Consider the following 15323-nt stretch of genomic DNA (forward strand, 5'->3'; position numbering starts at 1 on the left):
TCCCCGCGGACTCGCGGGGCGTCGCCGGCTCCCCTCCGCCGCTCGGTACGCTCGTGACCTTCGGGTGAACGCGAGATGGCCGCCAGGCGAACCGGCGGACCGGAGAGGGGTTGTATGGCGACCACGGCCGGAGCTTCCAGCAGCGAGACGTACGACGCGATCACCCATTTCGCCCACGCCATGCCGGGCTGGGTGCAGTCTCTCGTGCTGGCGTACACGCACTACGGCCTGGTCCTCGTGGCCCCGTTCTTCGCGTGGCTCTGGTGGCGGGCGCGCGGGACCGGCTCGCCCGAGCGGATGGCCGCGGCGCTGCTCGTTCCGGCGGCCACCGTGGTCGCCTACGTGCTCAGCGAGATCATCAAGGCCTTCGTCCACGAGCAGCGGCCCTGCCGGGGACTTCCGCCGGACGCGATCGTCGGCGCCTGCCCGCCGCCGGGCGACTGGTCGTTCCCGAGCAACCACTCCACCATCGCGGCCGCGGTCGCGCTCGGCGGCGCTTTCGCCTGGCACAAGGGCGCGCCGTGGCTCGCGGCCTTCGCGGCGACGATGGGCTTCTCGCGGGTGTTCGTGGGGGCGCACTACCCGCACGACGTCCTGATCGGGCTCGCGCTCGGGGCCGGGATGGCGTTGCTGCTGCAGCGATACGCGCTGGGTCCGGCCGCCGGACTCGTGCGGCGGTTCGCGGGCAAAGTGCCGTTCGGGTTGCTGGGCGTGGCACCGGAAGGCGCGGAGGCTGCGACGGCGCGGCCCGATCCGGACGGCGACGCTTCGCCAGCCCAGGCCGCAGGTGCTCGGCCGGGTGCTCGCGACGCGGGTGCGCCTCCCACTCGCCGCGTCGGCCCGCCCGAAGCCCGCGACGCCAGCGGTCGCCCCGTCCGTCCGCCCCGGCGGCAGAATTCGCAGCCCCTCCGCACCGCCGCGCCACAACCGGGTGCGGCGGACGCACCGGCGCCGCGACGGCAGAACTCCCAGCCGATCCGCACGGCCGCGCCCCAGCCCCGCGCGGCGGACGCCCCGGCTCCCGGACGGCAAATCCCCCAGCCGCCCCGCATGACTCCGCCGCCTCGTGGAACGGACGCACCCGCTCCGGGACGGCAGAACTCGCAGCCGATGCCCCAAGCCCGGCCCGTCGACGGCCCGCCGCAGAACCGTCCGCCCGCGCAGCCGCCGGTCCGTCCGGCTCGGCAGCAGCCGCGTCCGGCCGGTCCGCCGCAGGGCCGCGCCGCGGGTTCGCCGCCGCCGCGTCCGTCGAACCAGGCCCAGGCCGGTCCGCCGCCGGAGGTCAGCCCGGGAGATCGCCCGTCGCGGCGAACTCCAGGCGCTTCGCGACCGACACCGCCTGGTCGGCGAAACGCTCGTAGAAACGGGTGAGCAGGCTCAGCGCGACCGCGATCCGCTGGTCCTGCGTCCAGTCCGGGGCGGTGACCGTCGCCATCACGCGGGCGTGCAGTTCGTCCACGCGCTCGTCGGCGCGGCTCAGTTCGGCGTAGCCGCCGCGGGCCTCGCCGTGCACGAGGTCGGCGAGCCGTTCGGCCATCGCCGAGGTGACCTCGCCCAGTTCCGCGAACACCGCCTCCAGATCGGCGGGAACGGTCGGCTCCGGGTGGCCGCGGCGCGCGGTGCCCGCGATGTGCGCGGCGAGGTCGCCCATCCGCTCGAGCTTCTCCGCGCAGTACACCGCGGCCAGCACGGCGCGCAGGTCGCCGGCCACCGGGGCTTGCAGGGCGAGCAGCGAATACGCCTCGTCCTCGCAGGTCGCGCGCTGGTCGTCGAGGTCGGCGTCGCCGCTGAGCACCTGCTCGGCCAGCGGCAGGTCCATGGTCAGCAGCGCCCGGGTGGCCCGGCGCATCGCCTCCGCCGCCGCCTCGGCCATCGCCGCCAGACGCCCTTCGAGTTGTTTCAGGTCGTCCTGGAAGCCTTCGCGCATGTCGAGCGACTTTACCGGCGGCCGGCGAACAGGCCCGCGTCGGCCAGCGGCCAGGCCTCCTCGGGCTCGGCCAGCTCGTAGCTGTGGCTGCCCTCGTGCCCGCCGGGAACCCGGCAGAAAACGCCCTCGTCGGACTCCGCGCCGCATCGCGCGCGGGTCTCCAGCACGCGGCGGCCGGGCCACCAGCGCAGCCACATCAGCGGCTCCTCGCCGCGTCCGCCGACGGGCGTCGCGTGCTCGTGGCCGTGCCCGGCCTCCAGCTCGCAGAACAGCTCGGGCTCCGTCCCGCGGACCGCGACGCTCCGCAGGACCGAGCGCTCGCGCCCGGTCAGCTCCACCGGTTCGCGGCACAGCGCACCTTCGGCCATGCGGCCAGCGTAAACGGCCGCCGCCGATTCCGCGCGCAGGGCCCGGCCGCGCGCGCGTCCCGCGTGCCGGGCCCTGCTCTTCCGCAGGTCAGCGCACCCGCTCCAGGAGCGCGAACAGGTTCTCCCAGTGCCGCTTCTCGCCCTCGGCGTGGTACGCGGCCGTGTCCGACATCGTGAACCCGTGCGACGCGCCCTCGTACACCTCCGACCGGTAGGTCACCCCGGCCTCGTCGAGCGCGTGCTCGAGCGTCTTGATCTGCTCGGCGGTGGCCGACGGGTCCTGGTCGGCGTGCCCGAAGTACACCTCGCCGGTGATCGAGCCGACCCGCAGGTGCGGGCTGTCCGGCTGGTCGGTGGCGAGGCGTCCGCCGTGGAACGACGCGATCGCCTTGACCCGGTCCGGGAACGCCTCGATCACGCGCAGCGCGTTCGTGCCGCCCATGCAGTACCCGGTGATCACGACCGGTCCCGGCGCGACGCCGTCCTGCGCGGCGAACCAGTCCAGGTACTTCTCCGCGTCGCGAGTGATCGCCTCGGTGTCCAAGGCCTCGATCATGGGCATCAGCTTGCCGAAGACCTCGCCCCGTCGCTCCGGGTCTTCCAGAGCGGCGAAGTCCACCAGCGGCGTCCGGCCGCCGCGGTAGAGCAGGTTCGGCGCGAGCACGGCATAGCCCTTCTCGGCGATGCGGTCGGCCATCTCCTCGATCCGCGGCCGCAGCCCGAACGCGTCCGGGAAGAGCAGCACCCCGGGATGCGGCCCGCCGTCCGGCACGGCCAAGTACGCGTCCGCGGTCCCGTCAGCGGCCGGAACGTCTGGCTTTTCCTTGCGCATCCGCTTTGTCCTCCATTGATTGCAGTGCGTACGAGATCAATCTATCCCTGCGCCCGCGCCGCGCGAATGTCCCGTTTCCTGTCCGGTTATTGGACTGAACCACTGCGGTCGGCGGATTGACGGAGTCCGGTTTGCCCGGTCAGGATCACCGGGCCCGCTCCGGGCCGCCCTCCGCAGAACGGACTGTCGATGGCCAGACCTCCACGTTCCCCGCGCGCCCGGAACCGGGTCGCGCTCGCCGCGCTCGTCCTCCTGGGCGGGCTCGTTCCCGCCCAGGCCGCCCAAGCCGCCCCTCCCCCGCGCCAGCCGGAGATCGGCCGTCCCGCGCTCGACCGCAACGGGTGCGCCCGCATCGAAGACTCGCTGCCCCAGCTGGCCGACTGGCCCAAGGTGCGCAGCGCGATGCCGAAGAACCCGGTCGACGAATGGCGGATCAGGCAGATCGTCTCCGGCATGTCGCTGGAGGAAAAAGTCGGGCAGATGACCCAGCCCGAGATCGCCGCGATTACGCCCGCCGAGGTCACCCAGTACTCGATCGGGTCGGTGCTCAACGGCGGCGGCTCGTGGCCGGGCGGGAACAAGCACGCCAGCCAGCAGGACTGGCTCAAGCTCGCGGATTCCTATTGGGACGCGGCCAAGGCCACGAGGACAAAGATCCCGGTAATTTGGGGCATAGATGCCGTGCACGGGAATAACAATGTGTACGGCTCCACTGTTTTCCCGCAGAACATCGCGCTCGGCGCGGCGCACGATCCGTGCCTGGTGCGCGATGTCGAGAACTCGACCGCACGGCAGATCCGCGCGACCGGCCAGGACTGGGCGTTCGCGCCGACTCTCGCCGTCGTGCAGGACGACCGCTGGGGCCGTACTTACGAAGGCTTCTCCGAGGACCCGCGCATCACCCGCGCCTACGGGTACGAGGCCATGAACGGTCTGCAAGCCGGGGCCCGCCTGCGCATCGGCGCGAACGGCGTGATCGGCACCGCCAAGCACTTCATCGGCGACGGCGGCACGACCAACGGCCAGGACCAGGGCGTGAACGCTTCGTCGGAAGCGGACATGATCAACCTGCACGGCCAGGGCTACTACGGCGCGCTCGCCGCGGGCGCGCAGACGGTCATGGCGTCGTTCAACAGCTGGACCAACCCCGACCTCGGCATCAACGAGGGCAAGATCCACGGCAGCGACAAGGTCCTCAACCAGATCCTCAAGGGCAAGATGGGCTTCGACGGCCTCGTCGTGTCGGACTGGAACGGCATCGGCCAGGTGACCGGCTGCACCAACTCCAGCTGCCCGCGCGCGATCAACGCGGGCATCGACGTCGTGATGGTCCCGAACGACTGGAAAGACTTCATCGCCAACACGGTCGCGCAGGTGCGCGGGGGCGAGATCCCGATGTCCCGCATCGACGACGCGGTCACCCGGATCCTGCGGGTCAAGATGCGCGCCGGGCTGTTCGAGGAGCGCAAGCCTTCGCAGCGCTGGTACGCCGGCTCGCCGGACGCGTTGACGGACAAGGCACTCGCGCGCGACGCGGTGCGGAAGTCGCAGACGCTGCTGAAGAACAACGGCAACGTGCTTCCCTTGGCGCGCAACGCGAAGGTGCTCGTGGTCGGCAAGAGCGCGGACAGCATCTCGAACCAGACCGGCGGCTGGACGCTGACCTGGCAGGGCACCGGGAACACCAACGCGGACTTCCCCGGCGCGACCTCGATCCTCGCCGGGCTCAAGGAGGATCTCGCCAACGTCACCTTCGATCCCACAGGCACCGTCGACCCGAAGGGTTATGACGCCGTCATCGCTGTTGTCGGCGAGACTCCGTACGCGGAAGGCGTCGGCGATCTGCAGCGGAAGAGCCTTGAAGCGGCGAAGCTGTATCCGGAAGACCTTGCGGTGCTGGACAAAGTCAGCGGCAAGGGCACTCCGGTGGTGACGGTGTACGTCAGCGGCCGCCCGCTGTACGTCAACAAGGAGCTCAACCGTTCCGACGCGTTCGTCGCCGCCTGGCTGCCCGGCACCGAAGGCGGCGGCGTCGCGGACATGCTGGTGCGCGGCAAGGACCACGGCGGATACCGCGGCAAGCTGTCCTACTCGTGGCCGAAGAGCGCCTGCCAGACTCCGCTCAACCCGTGGAGTCCCGGCTACGACCCGCTGTTCAAGCTCGGCTACGGCCTCACCTCGAACCAGCGGACCACCGTCGGCAAACTCGACGAGACCGAGGGCCCGGCCCGCTGCGGTGCGACCGACGGCGGCGGCACCGCGACCGAGGACCTGCCGATCTACGACCGCACGGATGTCGCGCCGTACAAGAGTTTCATCGGTTCGGCGTCGAACTGGGGCGGCACCGAGATCGGCGCGGACGGCACCGCTTCGCATCCGGAGATCACCGTGGTCCCGGCCGACGTCAACGTCCAGGGCGACGGCCTGAAGGCGACGTGGACCGGCACCGGCGCGGCACAGCTGTATTCGCAGCATCCCGGCGGCACTGACGATCTGCGCGGATATCCCAACGCCGACGGCGCGCTCGAGTTCGACGTGATCGTGCATTCGCCGCCGGTGAACCGGACGGTCGTCAGCCTGCACTGCGTCTATCCGTGTTCGTCGGAGGTCAACGCGACGACGCTGTTCGGCGATCTGCCCGCCGGGCAGAAGTCGACGGTGAAGATCCCGTTGTCCTGCTTCGCGAGCGGGCTGGACTTCGAGAGCATCGACACGCCGTTCCTCGTCTACACCGACGGCCCGTTCTCCGCGTCGTTCGCGAACGTGCGGTGGTCGCCCGGCGGGGCGAAGGATCCGGACGCGCGGAAGTGCTCCGACCTCACCGGATAGCCCGCGCCAGCTCGACGACCCGGGACCTGGCCGCCGCGCGCGACGCGGCGGCCAGGTCCTCGAGCCCGTCCAGCGCGGGGACGTCGCCGACCCGGGTGAACTCCTGGGACACGAACGCCAGCCGCTCCACGCCCTTGTCGGCGAGATAGGCGCGCAGATACGACTCCTGGAACTCGAACGCCTCGCGCGGCGTGCCGGGCCCGTATCCGCCGCCGCGAGCATTCACGACCACGAAATCCTTGTCCGCCAGCAGTTTCCGGCCGGTTTCCGGATCGGAGAACACGCCGGGGAAGCTGATCCGGTCGATCCACGCCTTGAGCGTCGCGGGCACGCCGAAGTTGTACATCGGCACCCCGATCAGCACGGCGCGGGCTTCGCGCACCTCGTTCACCAGCGGCAGCGTCAGGTCCCATTCGCGCTGTTCGTCGTCGTCCGCGATCAGCGTCGCGATGTCTTCCAGCGACAGCACTCCCTTGCGTTCCACCCGGCGGCCGAGCCGCGCGTACGCCTCGCGCAGCGGCGGCACCGGTTCGGCGGACACGTCGCGGTGCCGCACGGTCCCGCCGCCGCTCCGCCACTCGTCGGCGAACAACGCGCCCAGCTGCCTGCTCACCGACGCCTCGCGGTCGGCGCTCGAATCGACGTGCAGCAAGGGCGCTAGCATGACGGTCATCCGGTTCCTCTCCTCGTCCTTGGTCCTCGGGCCGGCACTCCCATGACGGATCGAGACGGGAAAAGGTGACCGATGGACGACGCACTGGCGCGGCGCTTCGAGGACGAGCGCCCGCGGCTGCACGCGCTGGCCTACCGCATGCTGGGTTCCGCGGCCGAGGCCGAGGACGTCGTGCAGGAGTCGTGGCTGCGGCTGAATCGCACGTCCGGCGTCGACAACCTCGGCGGCTGGCTCACCACGGCGGTGTCCCGGCTGTGCCTGGACGCCCTGCGCGCCCGCCGCGAAACGCCCGTCTCCGCGGTGCCTGACGCCGCCGGCGGCGCTGTGCCCGAGGACGAGATCCTGCTGGCCGGCGAGGTCGGGCGGGCGCTGCTGGTGGTCCTGGACCGGCTCGCCCCGCCCGAACGGGTGGCGTTCGTGCTGCACGACCTGTTCGCGGTGCCGTTCGACGCGGTCGGCCCGATCCTCGACCGGACGCCCGCGACCGCCAAGAAACTCGCCAGCCGCGCGCGATTGCGGGTGCGCGGCGAACCGGTCGTGCCGGTCGCGGAGCTGGCCGAGCACCGGGAAGTGGTGACGGCGTTCCTGGCAGCGGCCCGGGGCGGGGACATGGCGACTTTGCTGACCGTGCTCGCTCCGGATGTCGTCCGGCGCACCGATCCGGCGATGCTGCCGCCGGGGGCGGCCGCGGTGTTGCGCGGGGCGGACGAGGTCGCGCAGGGGACGAAGCTGTTCGCCGGGACTGCGCGGTTGGCTGAACTCGCGCTGATCGACGGGGATGTCGGGCTGGTGCTCGCTCCCGCCGGACGGTTGGTGGGGGTGCTCCGGATCGAGGTTCGCGGGGGTCTTCTCCACGCATATGAGGTAGTGGTGAGCGCCGAGCGGTTGGCGGGCATGGAGATTGCCACGCTCTCCTGCGATGGCGTATAGGTCGTTATACGGATTGGGTGTCGAACGGTTCGTAGCAGTCGAAGGTCTCGATCGAGGTGATCAGGCCGTCGGCTGTCTCGACGAACTGGGCGATGTGCGCGACGAGTTCGTCGCCGAGGCGGAACGGGCCCGCGTCACGCGCGATCACGCCGCTCCAGGTGAGACGAAGGATCGCGATGTCCCCCACCGCCGCGGCCGAGCGCACGTCGTACCGCTGGCTGGACATCAGTCCGGCACCGGCCTCCGACGCCGCGAGCATTTGGTCCAGAGTGGCGCGAGCGCCTGCGGGCTTGAGCCGATTCGGATGCTCGACGGTCGACGCCGTCGGGGCGAAGTACTTCCGGAGATTCTCGCCGCACTGCCCGGCCTCGAGCGCCCGCAGCAGGGACGTCGCCAGGGCAACCGAGTCGCGGTCCATAAGAACAACTATAGTTGTACAACCTTGGTTGTCAATTGCATGGTAGGCACCGTGACTCTCCTGGACCCGGCCGATCTCGACCTCGCCACCCTCGCCTGGCTGGCGGGCAGTTCCGCGAACCGGGCGATCCTGGCGGAGCTGCACGAGGCGGGCCACTCCGGCGTGCGCAACTCCCACGGGTACGTGATCCAGCACCTGATCGACCGGTCGCCCACCGTTTCCGAACTCGCCGGTCTTCTCGGCGTCACCCAGCAGGCGGCCTCGAAGCATCTTCTCGAACTGGAGCGGCTCGGCTATGTCGCGAGGGTGCCGGATCGTACGGACAGCCGGGTGCGACGGGCCCAGCTCACGGACCGCGGTTGGCGGCTTGTCGACGACAGCCGCCGGATACGGCAGCAACTCGATGCGCGGCTGACGAAATCGGCGGGCAAGGACGCTGCCGAAGCGGCTCGGCTACTCCTGACCCGCGTGCTCGAAGCGACAGGCGGAACCGCGGACGTGATCGCGCGCCGCGCCGCCTCGCCCAGCGAATAAACCTGCCGTCATCATCACCGCGTATCAGCGGTGCCCTCATCGCGACGGTGCATCGCGCGATAACGACCGGGCGCCTGACCGACGACCCGTTTGAAAGCACGCGCGAACGCGAATTCCGAGTCGTAGCCCACCTTCCGGGCGATCTGGCGCAGCGGGGCTTGGCCCTCGCGCAGCAGGCGGGCGGCGACGGTCATCCGCCAGATGCCGAGGTACTCCATCGGGGTGTGCCCGGTAGTCGACGTGAATCGGCGGCTGAACCGGGCCCGCGGAACGCCGACGGAGTGCGCGAGTGCCTCCACGGTCCAGGGTTTGCCGGGATCGTCGTGCAAGAGCGCGAGCGCGGGGCCGACCGCCGGGTCGTGGAGCGCGCGGGCCCACCCGGCCAGCTGGTCGGGCTGGCCGAGGAACCAGGACCTCAGGGTGTAGGTGAACAGGAGGTCGAGCAGCGAGGCCACGACGGCGGGCGTGCCGCGGCCGGCGTGGTCGACCTCGGTGGTGAGCAGCTGGACGGCGGCGGCGAGGGAGGTGCCGCGCATCTGGCTCGCCGTGACACGTACGACGTCGGGCAACGACGCCAGGAACGGGTGCTGCGGCGAAGGTTCGAGCAGGTACGCGCCGCAGACCAGAACGGTCTCGGGACCGTCGCCCTCGATGACGAGGTCGGTGGCTGACAGCTCCTCCAGGTCGGCACCGAACAGTTCGCGCACGGTGCGCGCCGATCGGCCTGGAGTGTCGGCCGCGACGTGTCCAGCGCCGGACGGCAGCAACGCGACATCCCCTTGGGCGAGATGCAGCGCATCTCCGCCGTCGGGGACGAGCACGCAGGAACCGGCGATCACGACGTAGATCGTGGCGATCGAACGCGACTCGAACGCAAGGCCCCACGGAGCGCGCAGCAGCGCCCGGCCGTAGACGACGCCGCCGCGCCGGAGGGCGGCAACGATATCGCCCACGACGTCCGCCACATGGTCACGGCCGACCGCTTTCACCGGCATCGCCATACCCGATTCGCTCCGCCGTCGCACCGAACGGATATGAATCTGTCGAGAGCTGTCATGGCGCGCGTCGATAACCCGTTCATACGGTGAAGTGGTTGCCGATTCGACCCTACCTTGCGAGGAACGCGTGCCTACCACAGTTCTTGTCCTCGGCGCGGCCGGCCGCACCGGACGCCGGGTGGTGTCGTTGCTGGCCGAGCAGGGGCACACGGTCCGGGTCCCGGGAAGACCGGAGGGCTCGGCGACGCCGGTCCGCTTCGACTGGAGCGACCCGGCGACCTACCCGCCCGCGCTGGACGGCGTGGACGCGATCTACCAGTGGCTTCCGATCAGCCCCGACCCCACGACCGAGGTCGCGGCGCTGCTGGACGACGCCAAGAGCGCCGGGGTTCGCCGGGTGGTCCACCTGTCCACCACGACGGCGCGGCTGGCCGGCGAGGGCTTCCCGCTGGACGAGGCCGAGCGGCTCCTCGAAACGGGACCGGTGCCCGCGACCATTCTGCGCCCCAACGTCTTCGCCGAGAACTTCTCCGAACACCCCGCGATCCTGCACGGAATCCGCACCGGGGTCGTCGCGGTTCCCGCGGGCAACGGCCGGGTCGCGCCGATCTCCGTCGAGGACATCGCCGCCGCGGCCGCGGCAGCCCTGACCGAGGACGGACATCAGCACAAGACCTACTCGCTGACCGGACCCGATTCACTGTCCTTTTCGGACATGACCGCGATCGTGGGCGCTGCCGCGGGAAAACCGGTGCGGTACCAGGCGATGGACCCGGCCGAGTTCCGCGACGCCTTGCTCCGCGGGGGCACGCCCGGTCCGGTCGCCGACTTCTACGCCGCCATGTACGAAGGCATCCGCAACGACTGGGCCGCCGACGTGACCGACGACGTCCAGCGGATCACCGGCCGGCCGCCGGTCTCCTTCGCCGATTACGCCCGCGCCGCGGCGGCCCTGTGGCGTTGATTCAGCGGGTCCGTCCCGCGTTGATGAGGCCTGCCCCAGCCCAGGGGAGGTGGCGTGCCGCGCCAGGCTGGGGCAGGCATAACGGTGCGGTGAGCGATGGGCGGGACGCTCCTAACCGCACCGAGCTCTATCGGGTTTCTCCCCTTTTCGCGGGTTGTCGGCCTCCCGCGAAACGGTGTCGTCGACTTTCGGGATGACGTCGGTGTCCTCGCCGGCGCGTTCGGCGGCGGCCTCCTCGGCCGTCCGGCGGAATTCGGCCAGCCGGGCTTGTTCGATCTCGGCCTGGACCTCGTAGTCGAGCCGGGCCTGGAGGTCGCGGACGGTCAGCTTCCCGCGCGGGGGCGGCACCGGCCGGCGCGCGTGCCAGAGCCACATCGAGAGCAGTACCAGCAGCAAGAGCACGCAACACCCGATGACCACCGCCGGATGGCCGGTGCGGGCCGCCTCGCCGAGCGTCGCTGCCGCCTTCATGCGATCCACCTCTCAGCTGCGGAAGTGTCTTCGCGGTGCCTCCCCACCATGGGGCCGGCCAGTGGCCTGGACCAGCCAGCAAACCGGGCGAAAAGCGGGCGGCAACCGAGCGAATCGTCTTGCCCCGCACACGGTGACCTGCGGTAATCTAGCGACCCCGCGTTGTTGCGAAGGGGTGTCGCCCATGGGCGAACGGCGAGAAGGACTTGTCCGGGCACGCAAAGCGGCGAACCTGACGCAAGAAAAGCTCGCCGCGCTGCTGCCCGCCGACGAAAAAAGCATCCGTGCCTGGGAATCCGGCCGGTCCGAGCCGCGTCCGCACCGCCGCGACCGGCTCGCCCGGCTGCTGCGCATCAGCCCCGCCCGGCTGGAGGAACTGCTCCGGGAAGGCACCCCGGCGGACCTCCGCAGGCCGCCGGGAGCGCCGAGCGTCCTGCTGCCCGTCGTCGTGGACGGGCGTCCGGTCGCGCTGCCGCTGGACCGGGCGACCGTCGCGGCCAGCGTCCTCGCCCGGCTCGTGCCCGCACCCGGCGACGCGGCCCCGCCAGCGGTTCCGACCACAGAATGGGACGCCATGAGCCCGCTCAGTCGCCGCTCACTGCTCAAGAACGGCCTGCCGGTCGCGGCTTTGCCCGCGCTGGGAATAGGCAGCGCCGAGCACGTCGCGCGAGCGCTGGAGAATCCCCGGCGGTACATGGACAAAACCGTCACGCACTATTTCCGGCGGCAGCTCGACCAGTACAAATACGAGGACGGCGAACGCGGTCCGGCCAAAACGCTCCCGATGACGCTGGGCGTGCTGGACATCATCGACCGCATCGCCCGCGACGCGGCGCCCGAGGATCAGCGGAACCTGCTGCGAATCGGTTCGGAGGGCGCGGAGTTCGCCGGCTGGCTCTACCGCGACCGCAGGCAGATGGAAGATTCGCTGTACTGGCACGACCGCGCGATGGAATGGGCGCAGGCGGCGGGCGACGGCACGATGCAGGGCTACATTCTGCTCAAAAAAGCCCAGGTCGCCTACGACGAACGCGATCCGCGGCGGATGCTCATCCTCACCAGGGCGGTGCGCAACGGCCCCTGGTCGCTCCCCCGGCGCCTGCAGGCTGAAGCCGCCCAGCAGGAAGCCCGCGCGGAGGCGATGCTCGGCGCGTCGGCCGATCAGGTCAACCGCACCCTCGACGTCGCGTGGAAACTGCTGGACGACGCCGGACCGGCCGAATCACCCCTCGGCGCGCACTTCAACGCGACCTTGCTGAATATGCAGACCGCGATCTGCTACACCGAAGCGGGCGAACCGCGCCGGTCGGTCGAGCTGTACGAGAAAACGTTGAAGGAAACCCAATTCTCCCGGCGCGACTACGGTTTCTTCCTGTCCCTCATGGCAAACTCGCTGGCCCTTTCCGGCGAACCGGACCAAGCAGCCAAAACCGGCCTCATCTCCGCTCAGCGAGCCGCGGAAACGAACTCCCGCCGCACCAAGGAAGAACTCCGCCGGGTCGTGGAAGTGCTGAAGCCGTGGCACAACCGCCCGGACGTCCGGGAATTGCGCGAGGCGCTCAACGGCTGACCCGTCAGCGAAGCCATTCCCGGACTTTGCCGATCACCTGCCGTTGCCAGGCTTGGGTCTGCGGATCGGCGTACCCGGGATCGTCGTGGACCGCGAAGCCGTGCTGTGCCCCGTCAAGCTGGAGCAGCCGGTGTTCGCAGGTCAGCTCGCGATCCGCGGCCCGCGACGACTCGACCGGGACGAAGGTGTCCTCGGTGCCGTGCACAATCAGCGTCGGCGCGGTGATGCGCGGCAGGTTTTCGCGCGACTCGAACCAGAACGCTTCGTTGAGCAGCGCGCGGCCGAGCCGGAAGCCAGGCCCGTGACCGAGATAGCCCTGCTGTTTGAGATCGGCGGCGCCGTGGTCGTCGAGGTAGCCGCCCGCCGACCACGCGGACTTCTCCTCGATGAACCGCGCGCGGTAGTCAATGAGGGGGTTGAACAGGACGAGCCGCTCGACGTCGTCCGGTCGCTTGGCCGCGTAGTACGCCGCGACGCCGCCGGAGAAACTGGCCGCTGCGAGCGAGGTCCGCACGCCCGGGACGGCGGTGGAAAGGTGCTCAATGCTGGCCCGGATCACGTTGAGCAGCGCGAAAAGCGTCAGATCTTCCTGGCGGCCTTCGCTTTCGCCATGCCCGGGAAGGTCGATTCTCAGCGACGCTATGCCGGCCTCGGCCAGGTGGTCGGCGAGGCGAGTGAAGAAGCCGCCTTCCTCGCGGGTGACGCTCGCCCCTTGCACGAGCAGCACCGCCCGGCGAACTCTGCCGTCCGGCTCGGTGAGGGTGCTGGCCAGGGTGAGGCCGTCCGGTGTACGAACTGTCCGATAGCTGTCGCGCGACATGGACACTCCCGGAGTTGTCGTCACCTCCCAGTGTGTCAGGTTCGCGCGTTCGGGGGATGAAATTGTCCGACGGTGTAACGAAGTCGACAGTTGCCGTGATCAGCTGCGACGGGTGGACGGGCGGAGTTGGCCGTCCGATTTAGCGCGCGTCCGGGGGAAACGCGATCACATGAAGCAGACCGACCTGCGACGAAGCGCCAAGAATCTCGCCCCTCGCGATCCGCTCACGCACAGACGACAAGGGCACCCACGCCACCCGCTCCGCCTCGTTGACGTCGACCTCGCCGCCGATGTACTCCGCGCCCCTGGACAGGAAAAGGAGATTTTCGTTGTCGGCGATGCCGACGTTCGGCTGAAGCGAAGCCAGCGGCTCTCTCGTGCGAGGCCGCCACCCCGTCTCCTCTTCGACCTCGCGCGCCGCCGTGATCGCCGGGTTCTCGTCCGGGTCGACGTATCCCCCGGGCAGTTCCCACACCCACCGGTCGAAGATCCAGCGATGCCGCCACATCATCAGCACCGACGTGCCGTGATCGTCGAGGACCACCATCATCGCGGCCTTCGGCATCCGCATGACGTACTGCTCGAAGGTCACGCCGTCCGGCAGTTCGACCGAGGCCACGCTGAGCCGCAAGCGCCGCGTGTCGTCGACTACGCGTTCTCCGCGGATCGTCCACTTGGTGGCCTCGGGCGGCCGAGCCGGGTCCATAACGCGACCCTACCCAGCACCTACTTCTTCAGCCTCCGGCTCCCGCCATGCCAATCCTGTTCCCGCCCGGTCTCCCCCGCCCCCACCCCGAACGACGGCAGCTGCGGCATCTCCCGCAAACTCCGCTTCAGCTCGGCGAAGCCCGGGAACGCCGCCAACCCCACCACGTGGTCCCACAGTTCCACCGCCTCCTCGTCCGACGGCAAGCGGCTGATCACCGGCCCGAAGAACGCGACTCCCTCCGGCGGCTGGAAGTGCAGGATCGGCGTCCCGACGTCCTTCCCGGTCAGCGAAAGCGCTTCGTCCGTCTCTCGCTGGATCTCCGCGTCCCACGCAGCATCGTCGACCGCGTCCGCGAGGTCCGTCGGAAGGCCAGCGCGCGTAAGGGCCGTCGCAGCCGCCGAGCGGGTGCTGTGCGCGGCCCGGGCCTCGGCGGTGTCCTCGACCAGACCGCTTTCGAAGTTCTGCTCCCCCAGCGCCTCGTACAGCGGACCGACCGCCTCGCGGCCTTGCGAGGCGCGCACCGCGGCTGCCAGGCGGAGCAAGCGCAGGCCCGACGTGTGCGAAGCGTCGTACTCCGGCGGGAAGTGCGTCGAGTAGTCCAGATGGGCGTTCAGCAACCGCAGGGAAATGAACCGCCAGTCCACCGAGTACGAGCGCTGGCGGGCGACTTGGCGGACCCACTTGCTGGTCATCCACGCGAACGGGCACACCGGATCGAAGTAGAAGTTCAGCTCGGCCATGGCCCGACTCTACGTCCCGGAAAGCTCAAGCGCCCTTGCTGCGCCGCCCGGCCTCGCCGGACAGTTCCTGGTGATGCTGCACCGCCAGCTGGACGATGTGCCGCACGTGCGGATCGTCGAGCACATAGACCTGCCGTTTTCCCTCGCGACGGGCCCGGACGAGACCGGCGAGTTTGAGTTTGCCCAGGTGGTGGCTGGCGGTCGGCACGGTCTGGCCGGTCTCCTCGGCGAGCGTGCCGACGTCGCGCTCCCCGTGCGACAGCAGCCAGAGCAGGTGCAGCCGCACGGTCGCGGAGAGCAGGCCGAACGTCGCGGCGGCGTCTTGCAGCAGGTCGGCGGGGAGCGGTTCCAGCGGGGGCTGGGATGGGGTGGACACGACGGACATCCTCTCGGGTGGGCTCTCAGCGTGACTTAGCCCCCATCACTTGCACAAGTGTTTGACTGTTTTCGTGATCTGCGCTCTACTGGTCCCCGGCCGGCGCGCTGGCGCCGGCCGATGAGTCTTGCGGAGGAGGTGAGCCGGGTGACCGGCGAAGGAAG

At 70.2% G+C, this 15323-nt stretch carries 17 protein-coding genes; 6 read left to right on the top strand and 11 right to left on the bottom strand.

The features are described 5' to 3' along the window. Positions 1-114 precede the first annotated feature (114 nt). On the top strand, positions 115-1371 hold the full coding sequence (locus PUT80_RS12825; RefSeq protein ID WP_275292061.1) for a phosphatase PAP2 family protein: 1257 nt from the start codon (positions 115-117) through the stop codon (positions 1369-1371). Here the strand turns inward: PUT80_RS12825 and phoU are convergent. From phoU to PUT80_RS12840, 3 genes are all read right to left on the bottom strand, one after another. Then, complete coding sequence (gene phoU, locus PUT80_RS12830; protein ID WP_037811453.1) at positions 1283-1927, bottom strand: phosphate signaling complex protein PhoU; 645 nt, start codon at positions 1925-1927, stop codon at positions 1283-1285. The two genes, PUT80_RS12825 and phoU, sit on opposite strands and share 89 nt — an antisense overlap. A gap of 11 nt (positions 1928-1938) precedes the next feature. Beyond that, positions 1939-2295: a hypothetical protein gene (locus tag PUT80_RS12835; RefSeq protein ID WP_037811451.1), complete on the bottom strand. Its 357-nt coding sequence runs from the start codon at positions 2293-2295 to the stop codon at positions 1939-1941. Positions 2296-2383: 88 nt separating this feature from the next. Beyond that, positions 2384-3127 carry a dienelactone hydrolase family protein gene (locus tag PUT80_RS12840; RefSeq protein WP_037811449.1) on the bottom strand — a complete coding sequence of 248 codons (744 nt, stop codon included), beginning with the start codon at positions 3125-3127 and terminating at the stop codon, positions 2384-2386. A gap of 189 nt (positions 3128-3316) precedes the next feature. Here PUT80_RS12840 and PUT80_RS12845 point away from each other — a divergent pair, with 189 nt between their 5' ends. Beyond that, positions 3317-5956: an exo 1,3/1,4-beta-D-glucan glucohydrolase gene (locus tag PUT80_RS12845; RefSeq protein WP_275292062.1), complete on the top strand. Its 2640-nt coding sequence runs from the start codon at positions 3317-3319 to the stop codon at positions 5954-5956. Here PUT80_RS12845 and PUT80_RS12850 read toward each other — a convergent pair. Then, positions 5946-6629, bottom strand: coding sequence for an NAD(P)H-dependent oxidoreductase (locus tag PUT80_RS12850; protein ID WP_275292063.1), 684 nt, complete (start codon positions 6627-6629; stop codon positions 5946-5948). The two genes, PUT80_RS12845 and PUT80_RS12850, sit on opposite strands and share 11 nt — an antisense overlap. Positions 6630-6701: 72 nt before the next feature. Here PUT80_RS12850 and PUT80_RS12855 point away from each other — a divergent pair, with 72 nt between their 5' ends. Then, positions 6702-7559: a sigma-70 family RNA polymerase sigma factor gene (locus tag PUT80_RS12855; RefSeq protein WP_275292064.1), complete on the top strand. Its 858-nt coding sequence runs from the start codon at positions 6702-6704 to the stop codon at positions 7557-7559. A gap of 4 nt (positions 7560-7563) precedes the next feature. Here PUT80_RS12855 and PUT80_RS12860 read toward each other — a convergent pair whose 3' ends face one another. Continuing rightward, positions 7564-7977, bottom strand: coding sequence for a nuclear transport factor 2 family protein (locus PUT80_RS12860; protein WP_275292065.1), 414 nt, complete (start codon positions 7975-7977; stop codon positions 7564-7566). A gap of 51 nt (positions 7978-8028) precedes the next feature. Here PUT80_RS12860 and PUT80_RS12865 point away from each other — a divergent pair, with 51 nt between their 5' ends. Next, positions 8029-8511, top strand: coding sequence for a MarR family transcriptional regulator (locus PUT80_RS12865; RefSeq protein ID WP_275292066.1), 483 nt, complete (start codon positions 8029-8031; stop codon positions 8509-8511). 14 nt (positions 8512-8525) lie between these two features. Here the strand turns inward: PUT80_RS12865 and PUT80_RS12870 are convergent, their stop codons facing one another. Next, positions 8526-9506 (bottom strand): AraC family transcriptional regulator, encoded by a 981-nt coding sequence (locus PUT80_RS12870; RefSeq protein ID WP_275292067.1) that lies wholly within the window; start codon positions 9504-9506, stop codon positions 8526-8528. Between the two features lie 130 nt (positions 9507-9636). Here PUT80_RS12870 and PUT80_RS12875 point away from each other — a divergent pair, with 130 nt between their 5' ends. Then, positions 9637-10473, top strand: a complete 837-nt coding sequence (locus PUT80_RS12875; protein ID WP_275292068.1) for an NmrA family NAD(P)-binding protein — start codon at positions 9637-9639, stop codon at positions 10471-10473. A 111-nt stretch (positions 10474-10584) separates the two neighbouring features. On the opposite strand, the gene PUT80_RS12880 is transcribed toward PUT80_RS12875, so the two are convergent. Continuing rightward, positions 10585-10944 (bottom strand): hypothetical protein, encoded by a 360-nt coding sequence (locus PUT80_RS12880; RefSeq protein ID WP_275292069.1) that lies wholly within the window; start codon positions 10942-10944, stop codon positions 10585-10587. 184 nt (positions 10945-11128) lie between these two features. Here PUT80_RS12880 and PUT80_RS12885 point away from each other — a divergent pair, with 184 nt between their 5' ends. After that, positions 11129-12514 carry a helix-turn-helix transcriptional regulator gene (locus tag PUT80_RS12885; protein WP_275292070.1) on the top strand — a complete coding sequence of 462 codons (1386 nt, stop codon included), beginning with the start codon at positions 11129-11131 and terminating at the stop codon, positions 12512-12514. Positions 12515-12518: 4 nt separating this feature from the next. Here PUT80_RS12885 and PUT80_RS12890 read toward each other — a convergent pair whose 3' ends face one another. The 4 genes from PUT80_RS12890 to PUT80_RS12905 all read right to left on the bottom strand — a co-directional run bounded on the left by PUT80_RS12890 (position 12519) and on the right by PUT80_RS12905 (position 15168). Next, positions 12519-13334, bottom strand: coding sequence for an alpha/beta fold hydrolase (locus tag PUT80_RS12890; RefSeq protein WP_275292071.1), 816 nt, complete (start codon positions 13332-13334; stop codon positions 12519-12521). Between the two features lie 139 nt (positions 13335-13473). Then, entirely contained in the window at positions 13474-14040 is a 567-nt protein-coding gene (locus PUT80_RS12895) for an NUDIX hydrolase (protein WP_037811434.1), read from the bottom strand. Between the two features lie 20 nt (positions 14041-14060). Further along, positions 14061-14783, bottom strand: coding sequence for a DsbA family protein (locus tag PUT80_RS12900; RefSeq protein WP_275292072.1), 723 nt, complete (start codon positions 14781-14783; stop codon positions 14061-14063). A 25-nt stretch (positions 14784-14808) separates the two neighbouring features. Then, positions 14809-15168: a metalloregulator ArsR/SmtB family transcription factor gene (locus PUT80_RS12905; protein ID WP_051171745.1), complete on the bottom strand. Its 360-nt coding sequence runs from the start codon at positions 15166-15168 to the stop codon at positions 14809-14811. Positions 15169-15323 lie beyond the last annotated feature (155 nt).

This window comes from Amycolatopsis sp. La24 (assembly GCF_029087445.1).
Taxonomy (GTDB): domain Bacteria; phylum Actinomycetota; class Actinomycetes; order Mycobacteriales; family Pseudonocardiaceae; genus Amycolatopsis; species Amycolatopsis nivea.